We start from the raw sequence: 18,031 nt of genomic DNA on the forward strand, positions 1-18,031 counted from the left end.
AGACTGACATGCTGATGGAACCCTACAATCCGCCGTCCGAACCCTGGCTGCATATTCTGTATCAGGACGCGCACATTATGGTGGTCAACAAACCGAGCGGATTGCTCTCGGTGCCGGGCCGGCTGGAGGAGCACAGGGATAGCGTGATGACGCGCATCCAGCGTGATTTTCCGCAGGCGGAATCGGTGCACCGGCTCGATATGGCGACCAGCGGCGTGATTGTGGTGGCGCTGAATAAGGCGGCAGAGCGCGAGCTGAAGCGTCAGTTTCGCGAGCGTGAGCCGTCAAAGCACTACGTGGCGCGCGTCTGGGGCCATCCGGCAGCGGAAAAGGGCCTGATCGATCTGCCACTGATTTGCGACTGGCCGAACCGGCCAAAGCAGATGGTGAGTCACGAACTGGGAAAACCGGCTCAGACGGAGTATGAAGTGCTGGAGTATGCCGCCGATAACAGCGCGCGCGTGCTGCTGAAGCCCATTACCGGTCGTTCACACCAGCTGCGCGTGCATCTGCTGGCGCTGGGACATCCGATCCTCGGCGATCGTTTCTATGCGCATGAGGCGGCGCTGGCGATGGCAGCGCGTCTGCAGCTGCATGCGGAGTCGCTGACCATTACCCATCCGGTATTTGGCAGCAGCATGACATTTCGGCAGCCAGCGGAGTTCTGACCTGCGTCACCCCGCCCTCTTTCCGGTAAAAAGGGCGGGATGGCCGGGCTATTTAAACCCTTTCTCTTTGCGGATCAGGTCGTATGCGGCCTGAATCTCCTGCGCTTTCTGTTTCGCCATCTCCATCATTTCCGGCGGCAGACCTTTCGCCACCAGCTTATCGGGATGATGTTCACTCATCAGCTTGCGATAGGCGCGTTTAATGGTGGTGTTATCATCACTGCTTTTCACGCCCAGTACGCTGCAGGCGTCTTCCAGCGTGGGTCCGCGCTTCGTCTGCTGCCAGCCGCCGCCTGAGGCACCCGCACCGCCAAGCTGCTGTCCGCCTTCCATCATGCGCAGAAACTGATCGAACTGCTGGCGTGAAATCCCCAGCTCTTCGGCAATCACATACAGCACCTGCCGCTCGTTCGGATGCAGCGAACCATCCGCAAATGCCGCCTGAATCTGAATTTCCAGAAACATCCGAATCAGATCGAAACGGCCAAAACAGGCGCTGCGCAGCTCACGCAGTTTGTTGCGCAGCGGATAGTCGCTCTGTTTCCCTTCACGAAAGGCGCGCTGCGCGGCAGTGCGGGCCTCTCCGTGCAGCTGCATACGATCCATAAACAGCGACGCAATCTGAATATCCGCTTCGGTGACGCGCCCTTTCGATTTGGTCAGATGCCCCATGACCTGAAACGTCGTGCTGAAAAACAGCGTCTGCCGCGACTGATTATTGGCAAAGTATCCCTGCCCTTTTACGCTGCGCACTTTATCAATCAGATGACCAATGATCAGACCCAGGACAATGCCCCAGAACCCCGCGCCTGACATCACGCCAAGCGCAAGACCAATAACTTTTCCCCAGTAGCGCATAAACTCCTCAATTCGCCATGCTTGTGGCTGAAAATTGCATTATCATACCTGTCATTTATCTCCGCGCCTAACGGCAACGCAGACAGAAAAGGATTAACGCTGGCACTACGCCGGGCGGTAAGTTAGTCTCTGTCCGGATTGTCGGCATGATGCCAGTGTCCATGGAATTATCGAAACCGCGTATGAAAAAACGTATACCTACCCTGCTGGCAACCATGATTGGTGCCGCACTTTATAGTCAGCACGCGCTGGCCGACGATTTGATGTCGCAGTGTATGCTGGGCGTGCCAAGCTACAACCGCCCGGTTATCAATGGTGACGCTAACTCCCTGCCGGTAACCATCAATTCCGATTCGGCAAAAGGCAATTATCCGGACGATGCAGTATTCACCGGTAATGTCGATGTGCAGCAGGGTAACAGCCGTCTGCGCGCTGACGAAATGCAGCTGCATCAGCGTCAGCAGGAGGGCCAGACCGCGCCGGTACGCACCGTGGATGCACTGGGCAATGTGCACTATGACGATAATCAGGTCATCCTGAAAGGTCCGAAAGCCTGGTCCAATCTGAACACCAAAGACACTAACGTCTGGAACGGCAACTACCAGATGGTGGGTCGCCAGGGACGCGGTGATGCCGACCAGATGAAGCTGCGTGGCAATAACCGGTATACCATTCTCGAAAATGGCACCTTTACCTCCTGTCTGCCGGGCTCTAACAGCTGGAGCGTGGTGGGATCAGAGGTGATCCAGGATCGTCAGGAAGAGGTGGCGGAGATCTGGAACGCGCGTTTCAAACTCGGCAATGTGCCGGTGTTTTATAGCCCTTATCTGCAGCTGCCGATCGGCGATCGTCGTCGCTCCGGTTTCCTGATCCCGAATGCGAAATATGGCAGTAATAATGGCTTCGAATTTATGCTGCCGTACTACTGGAATATTGCGCCGCAGGCGGATGCCACGCTGACGCCGCACTATATGAGCAAGCGCGGTACGCAGCTGCAAACGGAGTTCCGTTACCTTACGGTGTTTGGCGCCGGCCTGATGGAGCTGGATTACCTGCCGTCCGATAAGCAGTATGAAAAAGATCGCGCGGCGCGCTCTTCTATTGAAGACGATCAGGACTCTAAACGCTGGCTCTTCTTCTGGCGCCATTCAGGCGTTTACGATCAGCACTGGCGCTTTGCGGCGGATTATACCAAGGTCAGCGATCCCTACTATTTCAACGATATCGACTCGAAATATTACAGCTCGACCAATAACTATGCGACGCAGAAATTCAGCATCGGCTACGCGGATACCAACTGGGATGCGACGCTGTCGACCAAAGATTTCCAGGTCTTCGGCAATACCAGCTCTGCCAACGTCTATCGTGCTGCGCCGCAGCTTGACGTTAACGCCTACCAGAATGATATCGGTCCGTTTGATGGCCGCGTCTACGCCCAGGCGGTGAAGTTTACCAACGTCAGCAACCGGATGCCGGAAGCGACGCGTCTGCATATTGAGCCGACGCTGAATCTGCCGCTCTCCAACGGCTGGGCCAGTCTCGATACCGAAGCAAAACTGCTGGCGACGCACTATCAGCAGGACAATATCGAAAGCTATAACACCCGCTTTAATCCTGACGCCACAAACAACAACAGCGGACGGCTGAAAGATTCCGTAAACCGTACGCTGCCGCAGTTCAAAGTGGATGGCCGTCTGGTATTTGACCGGGATATGGACTGGTCGCAGGGCTATACCCAGACGCTGGAGCCGCGCGTTCAGTATCTTTATATTCCGTATCGCGATCAGAGCAACATCTATCCTTACGACTCTACGCTGCTGCAGACCGACTATACCGGCCTGTTCCGCGATCGCACCTATAGCGGTCTCGATCGCATCGCCTCCTCAAATGAAGTGGCAAGCGGCGTAACAACACGCATTTATGACAACGATCTGGTTGAACGTTTTAACGTTTCTGTAGGTCAAATCTACTCGTTTACTCCGTCGCGTACCGGCGTAAACCAGACGAATAAAGAAGATGATACCGGCAGCCTGGTATGGGCTGGCGACACGTACTGGAAAATCAGCGATCGCTGGAACGTCCGTGGCGGACTGCAGTATGACACCCGTCTCGACAACGTTTCACAGGGTAATACGGTACTGGAGTATCGCCGTGATGCCGATCGCATGCTGCAGCTGAGCTATCGCTACAGCAGCCCGGAATATGTCGCGCAGGCGCGTAACAACGCCAGCCTGATCAACAATCCGATTTATAAAAATGGCATTTCGCAGGTCGGTGCAACCGGCAGCGTACCGATTGCCGATGCCTGGTCGCTGGTGGGGGCATACTATTATGATACCCGCAACAGCCGTCCGGCAGAGCAGCTGGTAGGCGTGCAGTACAGCTCCTGCTGCTACGCTATTCGTCTGGGTTACGAGCGCAAGATTAACGGCTGGGAAAACAACGACAGTAAATATGACAACCAAATCTCATTCAACATTGAGCTGCGTGGTCTGAGTTCCAACTACGGCTTAGGCACTAATGAAATGCTGCGTCAGGGCATTATTCCCTATCAGCGCGCATTCTGATGTTGTGATGTTTGACAGGCGATCCCGCAGTGCGGAAACAATAATGGATAAAGTATGAAGAACTGGAGAATGCTGATTCTGGGTGCGGCGATGTCGGCCGGCACCGCTTTCGCAGCCCCACAGGTAGTTGATAAAGTCGCCGCCGTCGTGAACAACGGCGTGGTGCTGGAAAGTGACGTCGATAACATGATGCGCACGGTAAAATCCCAGGCGCAGCAGGCGGGTCAGCAGCTGCCTGAGGACCGTACGTTGCGTCATCAGATCCTTGAGCGTCAGGTCATGGATAACATTATTCTGCAGATGGGTGAAAAAGCGGGCCTGCAGATTAGCGATCAGCAGCTGGATCAGGCGATCCAGAACATCGCTGCGCAGAACCGTATGAGCGTCGATCAGCTGCGCAGTCGCCTCGCCTACGACGGCATGAACTACAGCGACTACCGTGCGCAGATCCGTAAAGAGATGCTGATCTCTGAAGTGCGTAACAATGAAGTGCGCCGTCGCGTCACCATTCTGCCGCAGGAAGTTGATACGCTGGCGACGCAAATTGGTTCACAGAACTCGCAGGGCACCGAGCTGAATATCAGTCAGATTCTGCTGCCGCTGCCGGAAAATCCTACGCAGCAGCAGGTTGACGATCAGGAAGCGCTGGCACGTCAGCTGGTGGGCGAGATCAAAGGCGGTGCCGATTTCGGTAAGCTGGCGGTGACCTACTCAGCCGATCCTCAGGCGCTGAAAGGCGGCAACATGGGCTGGGGTAAAATTGAAGAGCTGCCGACGCTGTTCTCACAGGCGCTGAGCAGCGCGAAAAAAGGCGATGTGGTCGGTCCGATTCGTTCAGGCGTGGGCTTCCATATCCTCAAAGTCAACGATCTGCGCGGTGAGAGCAAGAATATCTCGGTCACTGAGGTACACGCCCGCCATATTCTGCTGAAGCCATCACCGATCCTGAGCGACGATCAGGCGCGTGAAAAAATTACGCAGCTGGCCGCTGACATCAAAAGCGGAAAAACTACCTTTGCCGCTGCTGCCAAACAGTTCTCTGACGATCCGGGTTCAGCTAACCAGGGCGGCGATCTTGGCTGGGCGTCACCCGACATCTACGATCCCGCTTTCCGCGACGCGCTGCTGAAGCTGCAGAAAGGTCAGGTCAGCGCACCGGTGCACTCTTCGTTTGGCTGGCATCTGATTCAGCTGCTGGATACGCGCCAGGTGGATAAAACCGATGCGGCGCAGAAAGAGCGCGCCTATCGCCTGTTGTTCAACCGTAAGTTTGCAGAAGAAGCGCAGACCTGGATGCAGGAGCAGCGCGCCAGCGCCTACGTGAAGATCCTTGATGGCAACTGATAGCTATCGCGTTGCGATCACGCCCGGCGAACCCGCCGGGATTGGTCCCGATCTTACGGTGCAGCTGGCACAGCGCAACTGGCCGGTTGAACTGGTCGTCTGTGCTGACGGCGAAGTGCTGCGGCAGCGTGCCGCGCAGCTTGGCCTGCCGCTAACCCTGCAGCCGTGGCAGCCTGACCGCGCTCCGCAGCCGCAGCAGGCGGGTACCCTGACGCTGCTGCAGATCGATACGGCACAGCCGGTGGTGCCTGGTCAGCTCTGCGTGGCTAACGGTGCGTACGTCCTTGAGACGCTGGCGCGCGCCTGTGACGGTGCGCTTCAGGGCGAGTTTGCGGCGCTGATCACCGGGCCGGTACACAAAGGGGTCATCAACGACGCCGGCATTCCGTTTACCGGCCATACCGAATTTTTTGCCGATCGCGCCGGTGGCGATCGCGTGGTTATGATGCTGGCAACCGAGTCGCTGCGCGTAGCGCTGGCAACTACCCACCTGCCGCTGAAAGATGTCTCTGCCGCCATCACGCGCGAGAGCCTGCGTGAGGTCATCACCATTCTGCATCAGGATTTACAGCAGAAGTTTGGCCTGGCGCAGCCGCATATCTTTGTCTGCGGCCTCAATCCGCACGCTGGCGAAGGCGGGCATATGGGGCGTGAAGAGATTGACACCATTACGCCAGCGCTGGATGCGCTGCGTCAGCAGGGCATCCGTCTGACGGGGCCACTGCCGGCTGATACACTGTTTCAGCCTAAGTATCTGCAACATGCCGATGCGGTGCTGGCGATGTATCATGACCAGGGATTACCGGTCCTTAAATATCAGGGTTTTGGCCGGGCGGTGAATATCACCCTGGGCCTGCCTTTTATCCGAACCTCTGTCGATCACGGTACCGCGCTGGAACTGGCCGGTCTTGGACAGGCAGAGCCGGGCAGCTTTATCACGGCGCTTAATCTCGCCATCACTATGATCAAGAGCAGTAATGAATAATCGCGTCCATCAGGGGCATTACGCCCGTAAACGTTTCGGGCAGAACTTCCTGAACGATCAGTACATTATCGATAGCATCGTCTCTGCTATTCATCCGCAAAAGCAGGAGGCGCTGGTCGAGATCGGTCCCGGTCTCGGTGCCCTGACCGAGCCGGTAGGCGAACGCCTGGACGCGCTGACCGTCGTTGAGCTGGATCGCGATCTGGCGGCTCGTCTGCAGACGCATCCGTTCCTCGGTCCCAAGCTGACCATTTATCAGCAGGATGCGATGACCTTTGATTTTGCTGCGCTGGCGCAGGAGAAAGGTCAGCCGCTGCGCGTGTTCGGCAACCTGCCCTACAACATCTCCACGCCGCTGATGTTTCATCTTTTCAGCTATACTGGTTCGATCAAAGATATGCACTTCATGCTGCAGAAAGAGGTGGTTAACCGTCTGGTTGCCGGCCCGGGCAGTAAAGCATATGGTCGTCTCAGCGTGATGGCGCAATATTACTGCCAGGTGATCCCGGTCCTTGAAGTGCCGCCGCAGTCGTTTACGCCGCCACCTAAAGTGGATTCTGCCGTGGTGCGACTGGTGCCTTATGCACAGCCGCCTTACCCGGTCAGTGATGTTAAGATCCTGAGCCGCATTACCACCGAGGCTTTTGGTCAGCGTCGTAAAACGTTGCGTAACAGCCTGGGTCATCTGGTTGCGGCGGGTGCGCTGGAAGAGTTAAATATTGATACCTCACTGCGTGCTGAAAACGTCAGCGTTGCGCAGTATTGTCAGCTGGCAAACTGGCTGGGTAACCATCAGGCAAAAACAGCGGAGAACTAAGTGCATGAGTGATATGGCGCGCGTCTGTGTTCAGGTACTGAGTCAGTATGTGGAATCGCAATCCTCACCGGACGAGGATCGCTACGTGTTTGCCTATACCATCACTATCCGCAATCCCGGGCGCACGCGCGTTCAGCTGCGCAGCCGCTACTGGCTGATCACCAACGGCAACGGCCGCGAAACGGAAGTTCAGGGCGATGGCGTAGTGGGCGAGCAGCCGTTTATCGAACCGGGTGGCGAATACCAGTATACCAGCGGTGCGATTCTGGAAACGCCGATGGGCACCATGCAGGGCCACTACGTTATGATCGATGAAGAGGGCAGCGCCTTTAACGTCGATATTCCGGTGTTTCGCCTCGCCGTGCAAACCCACATTCACTGATCCCCCCCGCCCGGCTCGTCCGGGCGGCGCGTTTTACCGGACTGATATCATGAGTACATATCTGATTGGCGATATCCACGGCTGTTACGATGAGCTGCGCGCGCTGCTGGCGCAGGTAAGCTTTGATCCGCAGCAGGATGAACTCTGGCTGACCGGCGACCTTGTGGCGCGCGGTCCCGGTTCACTTGATGTGCTGCGCTACGTAAAATCACTGGGTGACAGCGTACGCATGGTGCTGGGTAATCATGACCTGCACCTGCTGGCGGTTTTCGCCGGGATCAGCCGTAATAAACCGAAAGATCGCCTGACGCCGCTGCTGGAGGCGGACGATGCTGATGCGCTGATCAACTGGCTGCGGCGCCAGCCGCTGCTGCAGGTTGATGAAGAGAAAAAGCTCGTCATGGCGCATGCCGGCATTACCCCGCAGTGGGATCTCGCGACGGCAAAAGCATGCGCGCGTGAAGTAGAAGCGGTGCTCTCCAGCGACAGCTATCCGTTGTTTCTGGATGCGATGTATGGCGATATGCCCAACAACTGGACGCCGGAACTGAGTGGCCTGGCGCGCCTGCGATTCAGTACGAATGCCCTGACGCGCATGCGTTTCTGCTTCCCCAACGGCCAGCTGGATATGATCTGCAAAGAGGCGCCCGACTCCGCCCCACCGCCGCTGCGGCCCTGGTTCAACGTGCCGGGTAAAATGGGCAGTGACTACACGCAGATTTTCGGCCACTGGGCCTCCCTTGAAGGCAAAGGCACTCCCGATCACGTTATTGGTCTGGATACCGGCTGCTGCTGGGGCGGCACGCTGACACTGCTGCACTGGGAAACACAGCAATACTATGTACAGCGCTCCCGGCGTGAAGCCGCACTGGCCGCTGAAGGCGCCGCCGCGACTCCTCCGCTAAACAACACGCCATAAAAAAAGCCCCGCGATGTCAGCGGGGCTTTTGCGCAGGGCGCGCATTTATGCACGCCAGGCAGGGATCAATTAACGACGCCGATCCAGGATCTCAAAGCAGTAGCTGTGCGAATTTTGCGCATCCGCATCGTGGAACTCGCTGAACGTCGACTGCCACTCATCTGGCTCGTAATCAGGGAATTGCGTATCCCCTTCCACTTCAGCATCAATATGCGTCAGGTAAAGACGATCGGCGCGGGGCAGCATCTGCTCATAGATACGGCCGCCGCCAATCACCATAATCTCTTCTGCGTCACCGGCTGCCTCGATTGCCGCTTCCGGTGAAGTGACCCAGGTCACCCCCTCGTGCGTACCGGGCTGGCTGCTGACCACAATATTGAGCCGGCCTGGCAGCGGACGGCCAATCGATTCAAAGGTCAGACGCCCCATGATCACCGGTTTATTCAGCGTAGTACGTTTGAACCAGGCGAGATCGGCGGGTAAGTGCCACGGCATGGCGTTTTCCATACCAATAATGCGATCCGCAGCCAGTGCTGCGATCAGACTAATCATGATTTAAAACCTGCTGGAAAAAATTGGCGCAATGATACGTAAAGGCGAAAGTTTCGTCGATAGGCCAGCCGTGCTATTTGCGTAAAGCTCTTTTTGCCGCCAGATTCAGGCTGCCGGGCAGAGCTTTACACCGACTTTACTGCGATTAACGGAGAGAGCCGCCATAATCGCCTGCGCAGCTGGCACAACTCAGCGGCATTAGCGGCAGGTTTTCAGAAAGAGTGTAAAGAAAAGCGCACTGAGCGGCTCCACGCGGAGCCGCTGCAGTCATCAGAAGTCGTAACGCAGACGGACCAGGTTCACGTTGCCCAGCGCCTTGCTGGTATCGGAGGTGATGACATATTCATAATCAACGCGGAAGCCGTAGTCGAGCTGCGCACTGATGCCCACGCCATTATCAATACGCTTATAGTGGCGTCCGTTGACGAACTCCAGGCGATCGCCCATCACGTAAGGCTGCAGGGTTTTCACCGCATACTGGCCTACAGCAAATTTATAACCGGCAAAATATTCGATGCCCCAGGCGTCATCCGCAAAGTAGTTTGTTGCGCTTTTCAGGCGGGTTGGCGCAAAGTTCTGATACCAGCCGGCGCCTGCCGCCAGCGTCCAGCTATCCGGCGTCCAGCTGACCGAGGTGCCCCAGATATTCTGATCGTAGCGCTCGCTGTCGCCGTTGCCCGGATTGCGTACGGTGGCACGGGTATAATTCCACGCGGTTCCCCACGCCAGCTCATCGCTGATGTGATAGTTGACACCCAGCGATCCGCCGCCGTTGCGCTTGTAGCGCAGGCCGTTACCCGGCAGATATTCGGTATCCTCAAACAGATAAGAGGCGTACAGATCGGCGGCGCCGGCACGGGTTTTATACTTCAGCATTTTGCGCGAGCGATAGCTGCCGTCGTAATCGCCGTTGATCCCGACGCCGGAACCCTGGGCCAGCATATCGTAATCCCAGATATCGGTTTTTGCGCCAACCACATCGTAATAGACGCTGTTTTGCTGACCAAAATAGAGTTCGCCGAGGCTGCCACTTTTAAAACCGGTATAGAGCTGACGACGTGAGGTATCGCGTGCGCCGCTGGCATAGTGATGGTCCCAGCCCCACCACGCCGGGAAGTTAACGCCCAGCTCATAGTAGCCTACCCAGCTCAGATCTTCTGCGATCGCGTAGTCTGCGCCAAAGCGAAAGCGCGAGCCACCATCGTAGCCGTTACGCTTATAGGATGTGTCATTTACGCCATTCTGATGCATAAACTGCGGGCGAATGCTGCCGCCCACTTTAAAGCCAAGGCGATCGAACGCATTGTTCGCCTGAGGATCCTGCTTCAGCAGAGTAATTTCAGCCTGGCTGGCGAGCGGCGCAGCCATAAGTAACGCAGCCACTGCGCTAAGAGTCAAAGCACGCATGTTCATTTTATATTTTCCGGTGAAGGTAAAGGCTCTATGGTTGAGCGCGCCAGATAGTAAGGTGCCCTCACCGGATCGCGGGTTATAAATTTGTGCGAAAAATCTTAAAAAGTTATTTAGCAGCACCAATAGCTAAAAGTTAAGCCAAATCAGCAGGTTTGCTATAGCTACTCTGTTTCAGGCAAAAAAAAACGGCCCCATACGGGGCCGCTGTCTCTTACGGACGCTGCGCTTATTTGCCTTTCAGCTGCGCATGCATCTCCTGTACTGAAGTCACTTTCTCAGTGGGATCCGCATTCAGGGCCATCGCAGTCGCGAAGCCGCCGTTCAGCGTGGTGTCATAATGCACTTTATACTGCAGCGCGCTGCGGCGAATCAGCTTAGAGTCTTCAATCGCCTGACGTCCCGCCGTGGTGTTAACAATATAGGTGTATTCACCGTTCTTCAGGCGATCCTGAATATGCGGGCGTCCCTCATGCACCTTATTGACCAGGCGTGGATTGATACCGGCTTCACCCAGCACCACCGCCGTACCGTGGGTAGCGTCCAGCTCAAAGCCAAACTTCTGCAGCTTCGCCGCCAGATCGACGATGCGCTTTTTATCGCCTTCACGCACCGAGAGCAGCGCACGACCGCTTTTCTTCATGTTGCTCTGCGCGCCCAGCATCGCTTTACCGAAGGCTTCAGCAAAGGTACGGCCGACGCCCATCACCTCACCGGTGGAGCGCATTTCCGGTCCCAGAATCGGATCGACGCCCGGGAATTTATTGAACGGCAGCACCACCTCTTTCACCGAGTAGTAAGGCGGAATGACCTCTTCCGTCACGCCCTGCTCCAGCAGGGTTTTGCCCGCCATGACGCGAGCCGCCACTTTGGCCAGCGGTACGCCGGTAGCCTTGGAGACAAATGGAACGGTACGTGCCGCACGCGGATTCACCTCAATCAGGTAAACCTCGTTATCTTTGACCGCAAACTGTACGTTCATCAGACCGCGTACGTTAAGTTCAAACGCCAGCTTCTCAACCTGCTGACGCATCACGTTCTGGATCTCGCTGCTCAGCGTATAGGCCGGCAGGGAACAGGCTGAGTCACCGGAGTGAACACCCGCCTGCTCAATATGTTCCATGATGCCGCCAATCAGCACCCGCTCGCCGTCGCAGATGGCATCCACATCGACTTCCACCGCATCATCCAAGAAGCGATCCAGCAGTACTGGCGCATCGTTAGAGACGGATACCGCGGTCTGGAAATAGCGCTTAAGATCCACTTCGTCATAGACGATTTCCATCGCACGGCCGCCCAGTACATAGGAAGGACGTACCACCAGCGGATAACCGATACCGGCAGCTTTCTCTACCGCCTGCTCCAGCGTGGCAACCGTGGCGTTAGCCGGCTGTTTCAGTTTCAGACGATCCACCGCCTGCTGGAAACGCTCGCGGTCTTCAGCGCGGTCAATGGCGTCCGGGCTGGTACCGATAACCGGTACACCGGCCGCTTCCAGCGCACGCGCCAGTTTCAGCGGCGTCTGGCCACCATACTGCACGATAACGCCTTTTGGCTGCTCAATTCGTACAATCTCCAGCACATCTTCCAGCGTAACCGGCTCAAAGTAGAGGCGATCGGAGGTGTCATAATCGGTTGAGACCGTTTCCGGGTTGCAGTTAACCATGATGGTTTCATAACCATCTTCACGCAGCGCCAGCGATGCGTGGACGCAGCAGTAGTCAAACTCAATACCCTGCCCGATACGGTTTGGTCCGCCGCCCAGCACCATGATTTTGTCACGATCCTGATTCGGGTTCGCTTCGCACTCCTCCTCATAGGTGGAATACATGTAGGCGGTATCGGTCGAGAACTCAGCGGCACAGGTATCCACCCGCTTATAGACCGGATGCAGATTGTACTGCTGACGCAGCTTACGGATTTCGCTTTCTGCCACACCCGCCAGCGCTGCCAGACGCGCATCAGCAAAACCTTTACGCTTCAGCGCGCGCAGGAAGCTGGCATCCAGCGCGTTAACGCCTTCACGTGCAACCTGCTCTTCCAGACGCACCAGCTCTTCAATCTGTACCAGGAACCAGCGATCGATGTTGGTGAGATTAAATACGCCATCCACCGACATACCGGCACGAAACGCGTCAGCAACATACCAGATGCGGTCCGAACCAGCGTCTTTCAGCTCGCGGCGGATACGGGTCAGCGCGTCGGCGTCATCCAGATCCACTTTTGGATCGAAGCCGTTAGCGCCGACTTCAAGGCCGCGCAGCGCTTTCTGCATCGACTCCTGGAAGGTACGGCCAATCGCCATCACTTCACCCACTGATTTCATCTGTGTAGTGAGGCGATCGTTGGCACCCGCAAATTTCTCAAAGTTAAAGCGCGGGATCTTAGTCACGACATAGTCGATTGAGGGTTCAAACGACGCCGGCGTGCGACCGCCAGTGATATCGTTCATCAGCTCATCGAGCGTAAAGCCCACCGCCAGCTTAGCCGCGACTTTAGCAATCGGGAACCCGGTGGCTTTGGACGCCAGCGCGGAGGAGCGCGATACGCGCGGGTTCATTTCGATTACGATCAGACGACCATCTTTCGGATTTACGGAGAACTGAACGTTAGAGCCGCCGGTTTCCACACCAATCTCACGCAGCACCGCCAGCGAGGCGTTACGCATGATTTGGTACTCTTTGTCCGTCAGCGTCTGCGCCGGTGCCACAGTGATGGAGTCGCCGGTGTGAATGCCCATGGCGTCGAAGTTTTCAATTGAACAGACGATGATGCAGTTATCATTTTTATCGCGCACCACCTCCATCTCATACTCTTTCCAGCCAATCAGCGATTCATCAATCAGCAGCTCGTTGGTCGGAGAGAGGTCGAGGCCGCGCTCACAGATCTCTTCAAACTCTTCGCGGTTGTAAGCGATACCGCCGCCGGTGCCGCCCATGGTAAAGGAGGGACGAATAATGCACGGGAAACCGACCTCCTCCGCGACCTTCAGCGCCTCTTCCATCGTGTGGGCGATACCCGAACGGGCGGTATCAAGACCGATGCTTTTCATCGCCACGTCAAAGCGACGGCGATCTTCAGCTTTATCGATAGCGTCAGCCGTGGCGCCAATCATGGTCACGCCAAACTCTTCCAGCACGCCCTGGCGCTCCAGCTCCAGCGCGCAGTTCAGCGCGGTCTGCCCGCCCATGGTAGGCAGTACTGCATCCGGGCGCTCTTTTTCGATGATTTTGCGCACCACTTCCCAGTGGATTGGCTCAATATAGGTCGCGTCAGCCATTTCCGGGTCGGTCATGATGGTCGCCGGATTGGAGTTAACCAGAATGACGCGATAGCCCTCTTCACGCAGCGCTTTACACGCCTGCGCGCCCGAGTAGTCAAATTCACACGCCTGACCGATAACGATCGGGCCAGCGCCAAGGATCAGGATAGATTTTATGTCAGTACGTTTTGGCATCGGAGGCTCCTGATTACTTCGCGTTTGAACGGTAGGCTTCAATCAGTTCGATAAAGTGATCGAACAGCGGCGCCGCATCGTGCGGGCCAGGACTCGCTTCCGGATGTCCCTGGAAGCTGAAAGCGGGTTTATCGGTACGATGAATACCCTGCACGGTCTGGTCAAACAGCGACACATGCGTCACGCGCAGATTGGCCGGTATCTGGCTCTCATCGACGGCGAAACCGTGGTTCTGTGCGGTGATCATCACAGTATTATTATCGAGATCTTTTACCGGATGGTTGCCGCCGTGGTGACCCAGCTTCATTTTGACGGTTTTTGCACCGCTGGCCAGCGCCAGCAGCTGATGCCCCAGGCAGATACCAAATACCGGGATTTCTGTCTCCAGAAACGCCTGAATCGCGCGGATTGCATAGTCGCACGGCTCCGGATCGCCCGGGCCATTAGAGAGAAAAATGCCGTCCGGATTGAGTGCCAGCACCTCTTCTGCTGGCGTCTGCGCCGGCACCACCGTCAGGCGGCAGCCGCGATCCACCAGCATACGCAGAATATTGCGCTTGGCGCCGTAGTCATAGGCGACCACGTGATACGGCAGTGCGTCAGCTGACTGCTGCTCAGGCAGGCCATCCTGCAGCGTCCAGCTCCCCTGCTGCCACGTGTAAGTCTCCGTGGTAGCCACTTCTTTCGCCAGATCCATACCTTTCAGCCCCGGGAACGCCTGCGCTTTCTGCAGCGCCAGCGCGGCATCCGGCGCGTCACCCGCAATGATGCAGCCGTTCAGCGCGCCCTTTTCACGCAGCAGACGCGTCAGCTTACGCGTATCGATATCAGCGATGCCGACAATATTATTACGCTGTAGCCAGGCAGAAAGGCTCTCTTCACTGCGGAAGTTGCTGGTAATCAGTGGCAGGTCGCGGATCACCAGGCCCTGAGCGTGAATCTGGTTTGATTCATCATCTGCGATATTGACGCCAACGTTGCCGATGTGGGGATAAGTAAGAGTAACAATCTGGCGGGAATAGGAGGGATCAGTAAGGATTTCTTGATAACCGGTCATTGACGTGTTGAAAACGACCTCACCCACTGCCGAACCCGTAGCCCCGATGGCCCGACCGTGGAATTGGGTTCCGTCTTCCAGAACCAAGAGCGCTGACTTAATCAAAACATCCTCCAGGGAATAAACAGTCATAATATATGCATATTAATTCATAATACTGGCCTGAATCAATGTAAAAACCGCCTGACTGCTCGATTTTTGGCAAATTGCGCGCATTCTAATGATCACCTCTGCTGATGTCTACCCGGAAAGGCTATTTTTTTATGTTTTTCGGAGGCTATAACTAAAATATAGTGCAAACAGGGCAAAAGCAGCATCTTAATAGGGTAATTAATCGGTTGCCTGACAACAATAACCGCCGAATAAGCGGAGCTACGCAAAATATTTGACCAAATGGTCAAATTTAATCTTAGCAGCTGAGAAAAAGATGAGTTAGCTTGCAAATAAACCCATTACGAAGATATTTTATGGCGAAGAGGTTATTTTGACAAAAATAAAGGGCAATAAAAATATTGCCCTGCCAATCAATGGACTAGCGACTGAAAAACCACATCACGATGGCTCACAACAATCAATTTTTTGCTAAATTAAGCACATCACGCATGTCATAAAGACCACTTTTTCGCGACTCAACCCAGACTGCAGCCCGGACGGCACCTTTTGCAAAGGTCATCCGGCTTGAGGCCTTGTGGCTAATCTCTATCCGTTCGCCGATATCAGCAAACAGAGCAGTATGCTCACCAATGATGTCGCCGGCGCGCACCGTGGCAAAACCGATAGTGTGCGGTTTGCGCTCACCGGTATGGCCTTCACGCGCGTAAACCGCATGATCCTCCAGCTTCCACTCCATGGCGTCCGCAATGGCTTCACCCATTGCCAGCGCGGTTCCTGAGGGCGCATCAACTTTATGGCGATGGTGCGCCTCAACGATCTCGATATCCGCATACTCCCCCATCACTGAGGCCGCCTGCTGCAGCAGATTCAGCATCAGGTTGACGCCAACGCTGAAGTTGGCAGCGAACACAATGCCAATATCCTCTGCCGCTGTACGAATTGCGGCTTTTCCGGCGTCATCAAAACCGGTTGTGCCAATCACCATCGCCTTTTGATGCTGGCGGCAAAAGGTCAGATACTCCAGCGTGCCTTCCGGACGCGTGAAGTCGATCAGCACATCGAAATCGTTCACCACCTTTAGCAAATCATCGGTGACGATGACGCCGGTTTTACCGATGCCCGCCAGCTCACCCACGTCTGTACCCAGCAGTGAAGAGCCGCTGCGCGCCAGCGCAGCGCCCACCGCCACGCCTTCCGCCTGATGCGCGGCCTGAATCAGATTTCGTCCCATGCGGCCCGGCGCACCAACAATAGCTAAGCGGATATCACTCATATTTATTCATTCCTGATACAAAACTATGCATGCAAAGCGTAAACAGGTTAACCATCAGCTAACCGTCACGCCACAATAAAAAAGGGATATAAGAATTTCAGGACAGCGATAAAACATTATCAGTAAAAGCAATCCCGGCGGCTGGTTGTGGCGAGGCACGCAGCCGTACATAAAGAAAAGGCCGAACAATGTCGGCCTGATACGGTAGCAAATGTTAAACGCTTACTGCACGTTGCGCACGTCAACGCGCAGCTCTTTCGGCACTTCGAATACGATATTTTCTTCGCGGCCGATCAGCTCAATAGCTGCTTCACCACCGAGTTCGCGCAGGCGCTGGATCACCTGCTGTACCAGAATATCGGGCGCAGAAGCACCTGCCGTCACGCCAATACACTCTACGCCGGTTACCCACTCTTCCTGAATATCATCCGCTGAGTCGATAAGCTTCGCCAGCTTGCCTGCGCGCTGCGCCAGTTCAGCCAGCCGGTTAGAGTTAGAGGAGTTTTTTGAGCCGACCACCAGCACCACTTCAGCATCCTGTGCCAGCACGCGCACCGCTTCCTGCCGGTTAGTGGTGGCATAGCAGATGTCATCTTTGCGCGGGCCGATAATGGCCGGGAAGCGCTGACGTAAGGCGTCAATGACGTCAGAGGTGTCATCAACTGACAAGGTAGTCTGCGTCATAAAGCAGAGGTTGTTCTCATCTTTGACGGTCAGCTTAAACACATCTTCCGGTGATTCCACCAGATACATGCCGCCATTGGGGTTGCTGTATTGCCCCATGGTGCCTTCCACTTCAGGATGACCGGCGTGACCAATCAGGATCGCCTCCACCCCTTTACGGCTGGCACGCGCCACTTCCATATGGACTTTCGTTACCAGCGGACAGGTGGCATCAAACAGCATGGTCAGATCGCGCGCTTTTGCTTCAGCGCGTACCGCCTGCGACACACCGTGCGCTGAGAAGATCAGAATGGCGCCATCCGGCACTTCACCGATCTCTTCGATAAAGATCGCGCCACGCTCGCGCAGGCTGCTCACTACATAACGGTTGTGCACCACTTCGTGACGCACGTAGATTGGCGCACCATACATCTCCAGTGCCCGCTCAACGATGCTGATAGCGCGATCCACACCGGCGCAGAAACCGCGCGGGTTAGCTAACAGGATTTGCATTGTTATCCTCCAGCACCGGATCGATCTCCAGTACTTCGATATCAAACCGGACAGGCTGCCCCGCCAGCGGATGATTAAAATCCACGGTGATTGAGTCACCGGAAATTTCACGGATCACCCCGGGCATCTCGCTGCCGCCCATGCCGCTGAACAGCATAATCGCGCCGATTTCCGGCTCGCCCGCGTCGATAAAGTCGCGACGCGAAAAGTACTGGATCAGATCCGGGCTGCTGGCGCCAAACGCATCTTCCGGCACCAGGGTAAAGGCGAGCTGATCGCCCGCTTTGCGCCCCAGCAGCTCGCGCTCCAGCGCCGCCGACAGGCTGCCGTCACCCAGACGGAACAGCGCAGGCTTGCCGTTAGCACGGGTGGATTCGGCAGTAGAGCCATCCTCCAGCTTGAGCGTGAAATGCACCAGCAGCGCGCTATCGGGCTGAACTGTCTCTGTCATC

15 protein-coding genes are annotated in these 18,031 nt (G+C 56.0%); 7 read left to right on the forward strand and 8 right to left on the reverse strand.

The genetic code is table 11. The features are described from left to right. Positions 1 to 8 precede the first annotated feature (8 nt). Positions 9 to 668, forward strand: coding sequence for a bifunctional tRNA pseudouridine(32) synthase/23S rRNA pseudouridine(746) synthase RluA (rluA, locus tag B4056_RS12685; protein WP_039382528.1), 660 nt, complete (start codon positions 9 to 11; stop codon positions 666 to 668). Positions 669 to 716: 48 nt separating this feature from the next. On the opposite strand, the gene djlA is transcribed toward rluA, so the two are convergent. Beyond that, positions 717 to 1,526 carry a co-chaperone DjlA gene (gene djlA, locus B4056_RS12690; RefSeq protein WP_288654913.1) on the reverse strand — a complete coding sequence of 270 codons (810 nt, stop codon included), beginning with the start codon at positions 1,524 to 1,526 and terminating at the stop codon, positions 717 to 719. Between the two features lie 182 nt (positions 1,527 to 1,708). Here djlA and lptD point away from each other — a divergent pair, with 182 nt between their 5' ends. Genes lptD through apaH form a run of 6 tightly spaced genes read left to right on the forward strand, consistent with a single transcriptional unit; the run spans position 1,709 to position 8,540 of the window. Continuing rightward, positions 1,709 to 4,093: an LPS assembly protein LptD gene (gene lptD / locus B4056_RS12695; RefSeq protein ID WP_052246515.1), complete on the forward strand. Its 2,385-nt coding sequence runs from the start codon at positions 1,709 to 1,711 to the stop codon at positions 4,091 to 4,093. Positions 4,094 to 4,147: 54 nt separating this feature from the next. Beyond that, the gene (gene surA / locus B4056_RS12700; RefSeq protein WP_094110725.1) at positions 4,148 to 5,437 is read left to right on the forward strand and encodes a peptidylprolyl isomerase SurA; all 1,290 of its coding nucleotides are present in this window, start codon (positions 4,148 to 4,150) and stop codon (positions 5,435 to 5,437) included. Further along, the gene (pdxA, locus tag B4056_RS12705) at positions 5,427 to 6,422 is read left to right on the forward strand and encodes a 4-hydroxythreonine-4-phosphate dehydrogenase PdxA (RefSeq protein WP_071669083.1); all 996 of its coding nucleotides are present in this window, start codon (positions 5,427 to 5,429) and stop codon (positions 6,420 to 6,422) included. Before surA ends, pdxA begins: the two co-directional genes overlap by 11 nt. Next, positions 6,415 to 7,239 (forward strand): 16S rRNA (adenine(1518)-N(6)/adenine(1519)-N(6))-dimethyltransferase RsmA, encoded by an 825-nt coding sequence (rsmA, locus tag B4056_RS12710; RefSeq protein ID WP_039382519.1) that lies wholly within the window; start codon positions 6,415 to 6,417, stop codon positions 7,237 to 7,239. Before pdxA ends, rsmA begins: the two co-directional genes overlap by 8 nt. Before the next feature lie 4 nt (positions 7,240 to 7,243). Further along, positions 7,244 to 7,621, forward strand: coding sequence for a Co2+/Mg2+ efflux protein ApaG (apaG, locus tag B4056_RS12715; protein ID WP_039382517.1), 378 nt, complete (start codon positions 7,244 to 7,246; stop codon positions 7,619 to 7,621). Positions 7,622 to 7,670: 49 nt separating this feature from the next. Next, positions 7,671 to 8,540 carry a bis(5'-nucleosyl)-tetraphosphatase (symmetrical) ApaH gene (gene apaH / locus B4056_RS12720; RefSeq protein WP_094110724.1) on the forward strand — a complete coding sequence of 290 codons (870 nt, stop codon included), beginning with the start codon at positions 7,671 to 7,673 and terminating at the stop codon, positions 8,538 to 8,540. A gap of 69 nt (positions 8,541 to 8,609) precedes the next feature. Here apaH and folA read toward each other — a convergent pair whose 3' ends face one another. The 7 genes from folA to fkpB form a co-directional block, all read right to left on the reverse strand. Next, entirely contained in the window at positions 8,610 to 9,092 is a 483-nt protein-coding gene (gene folA, locus B4056_RS12725) for a type 3 dihydrofolate reductase (protein ID WP_039382513.1), read from the reverse strand. Positions 9,093 to 9,362: 270 nt separating this feature from the next. Continuing rightward, positions 9,363 to 10,505 carry a porin gene (locus B4056_RS12730; protein ID WP_094110723.1) on the reverse strand — a complete coding sequence of 381 codons (1,143 nt, stop codon included), beginning with the start codon at positions 10,503 to 10,505 and terminating at the stop codon, positions 9,363 to 9,365. A gap of 226 nt (positions 10,506 to 10,731) precedes the next feature. After that, complete coding sequence (carB, locus tag B4056_RS12735; RefSeq protein ID WP_288654916.1) at positions 10,732 to 13,959, reverse strand: carbamoyl-phosphate synthase large subunit; 3,228 nt, start codon at positions 13,957 to 13,959, stop codon at positions 10,732 to 10,734. Between the two features lie 13 nt (positions 13,960 to 13,972). Continuing rightward, a complete protein-coding gene (gene carA / locus B4056_RS12740; protein ID WP_039382504.1) occupies positions 13,973 to 15,121 on the reverse strand; it encodes a glutamine-hydrolyzing carbamoyl-phosphate synthase small subunit in 1,149 nt (382 codons plus the stop codon). Between the two features lie 466 nt (positions 15,122 to 15,587). Continuing rightward, a complete protein-coding gene (gene dapB / locus B4056_RS12745) occupies positions 15,588 to 16,403 on the reverse strand; it encodes a 4-hydroxy-tetrahydrodipicolinate reductase (protein WP_094110722.1) in 816 nt (271 codons plus the stop codon). 222 nt (positions 16,404 to 16,625) lie between these two features. Further along, a complete protein-coding gene (gene ispH / locus B4056_RS12750; RefSeq protein WP_039382499.1) occupies positions 16,626 to 17,579 on the reverse strand; it encodes a 4-hydroxy-3-methylbut-2-enyl diphosphate reductase in 954 nt (317 codons plus the stop codon). Further along, positions 17,560 to 18,030: an FKBP-type peptidyl-prolyl cis-trans isomerase gene (gene fkpB, locus B4056_RS12755; RefSeq protein WP_039382497.1), complete on the reverse strand. Its 471-nt coding sequence runs from the start codon at positions 18,028 to 18,030 to the stop codon at positions 17,560 to 17,562. The genes ispH and fkpB overlap by 20 nt, the downstream gene beginning before the upstream one ends. Position 18,031 lies beyond the last annotated feature (1 nt).

Origin of the sequence: Pantoea sp. UBA7232, assembly GCF_002473195.1 — a bacterium.
Taxonomy (GTDB): Bacteria; Pseudomonadota; Gammaproteobacteria; order Enterobacterales; family Enterobacteriaceae; genus Pantoea; species Pantoea eucrina.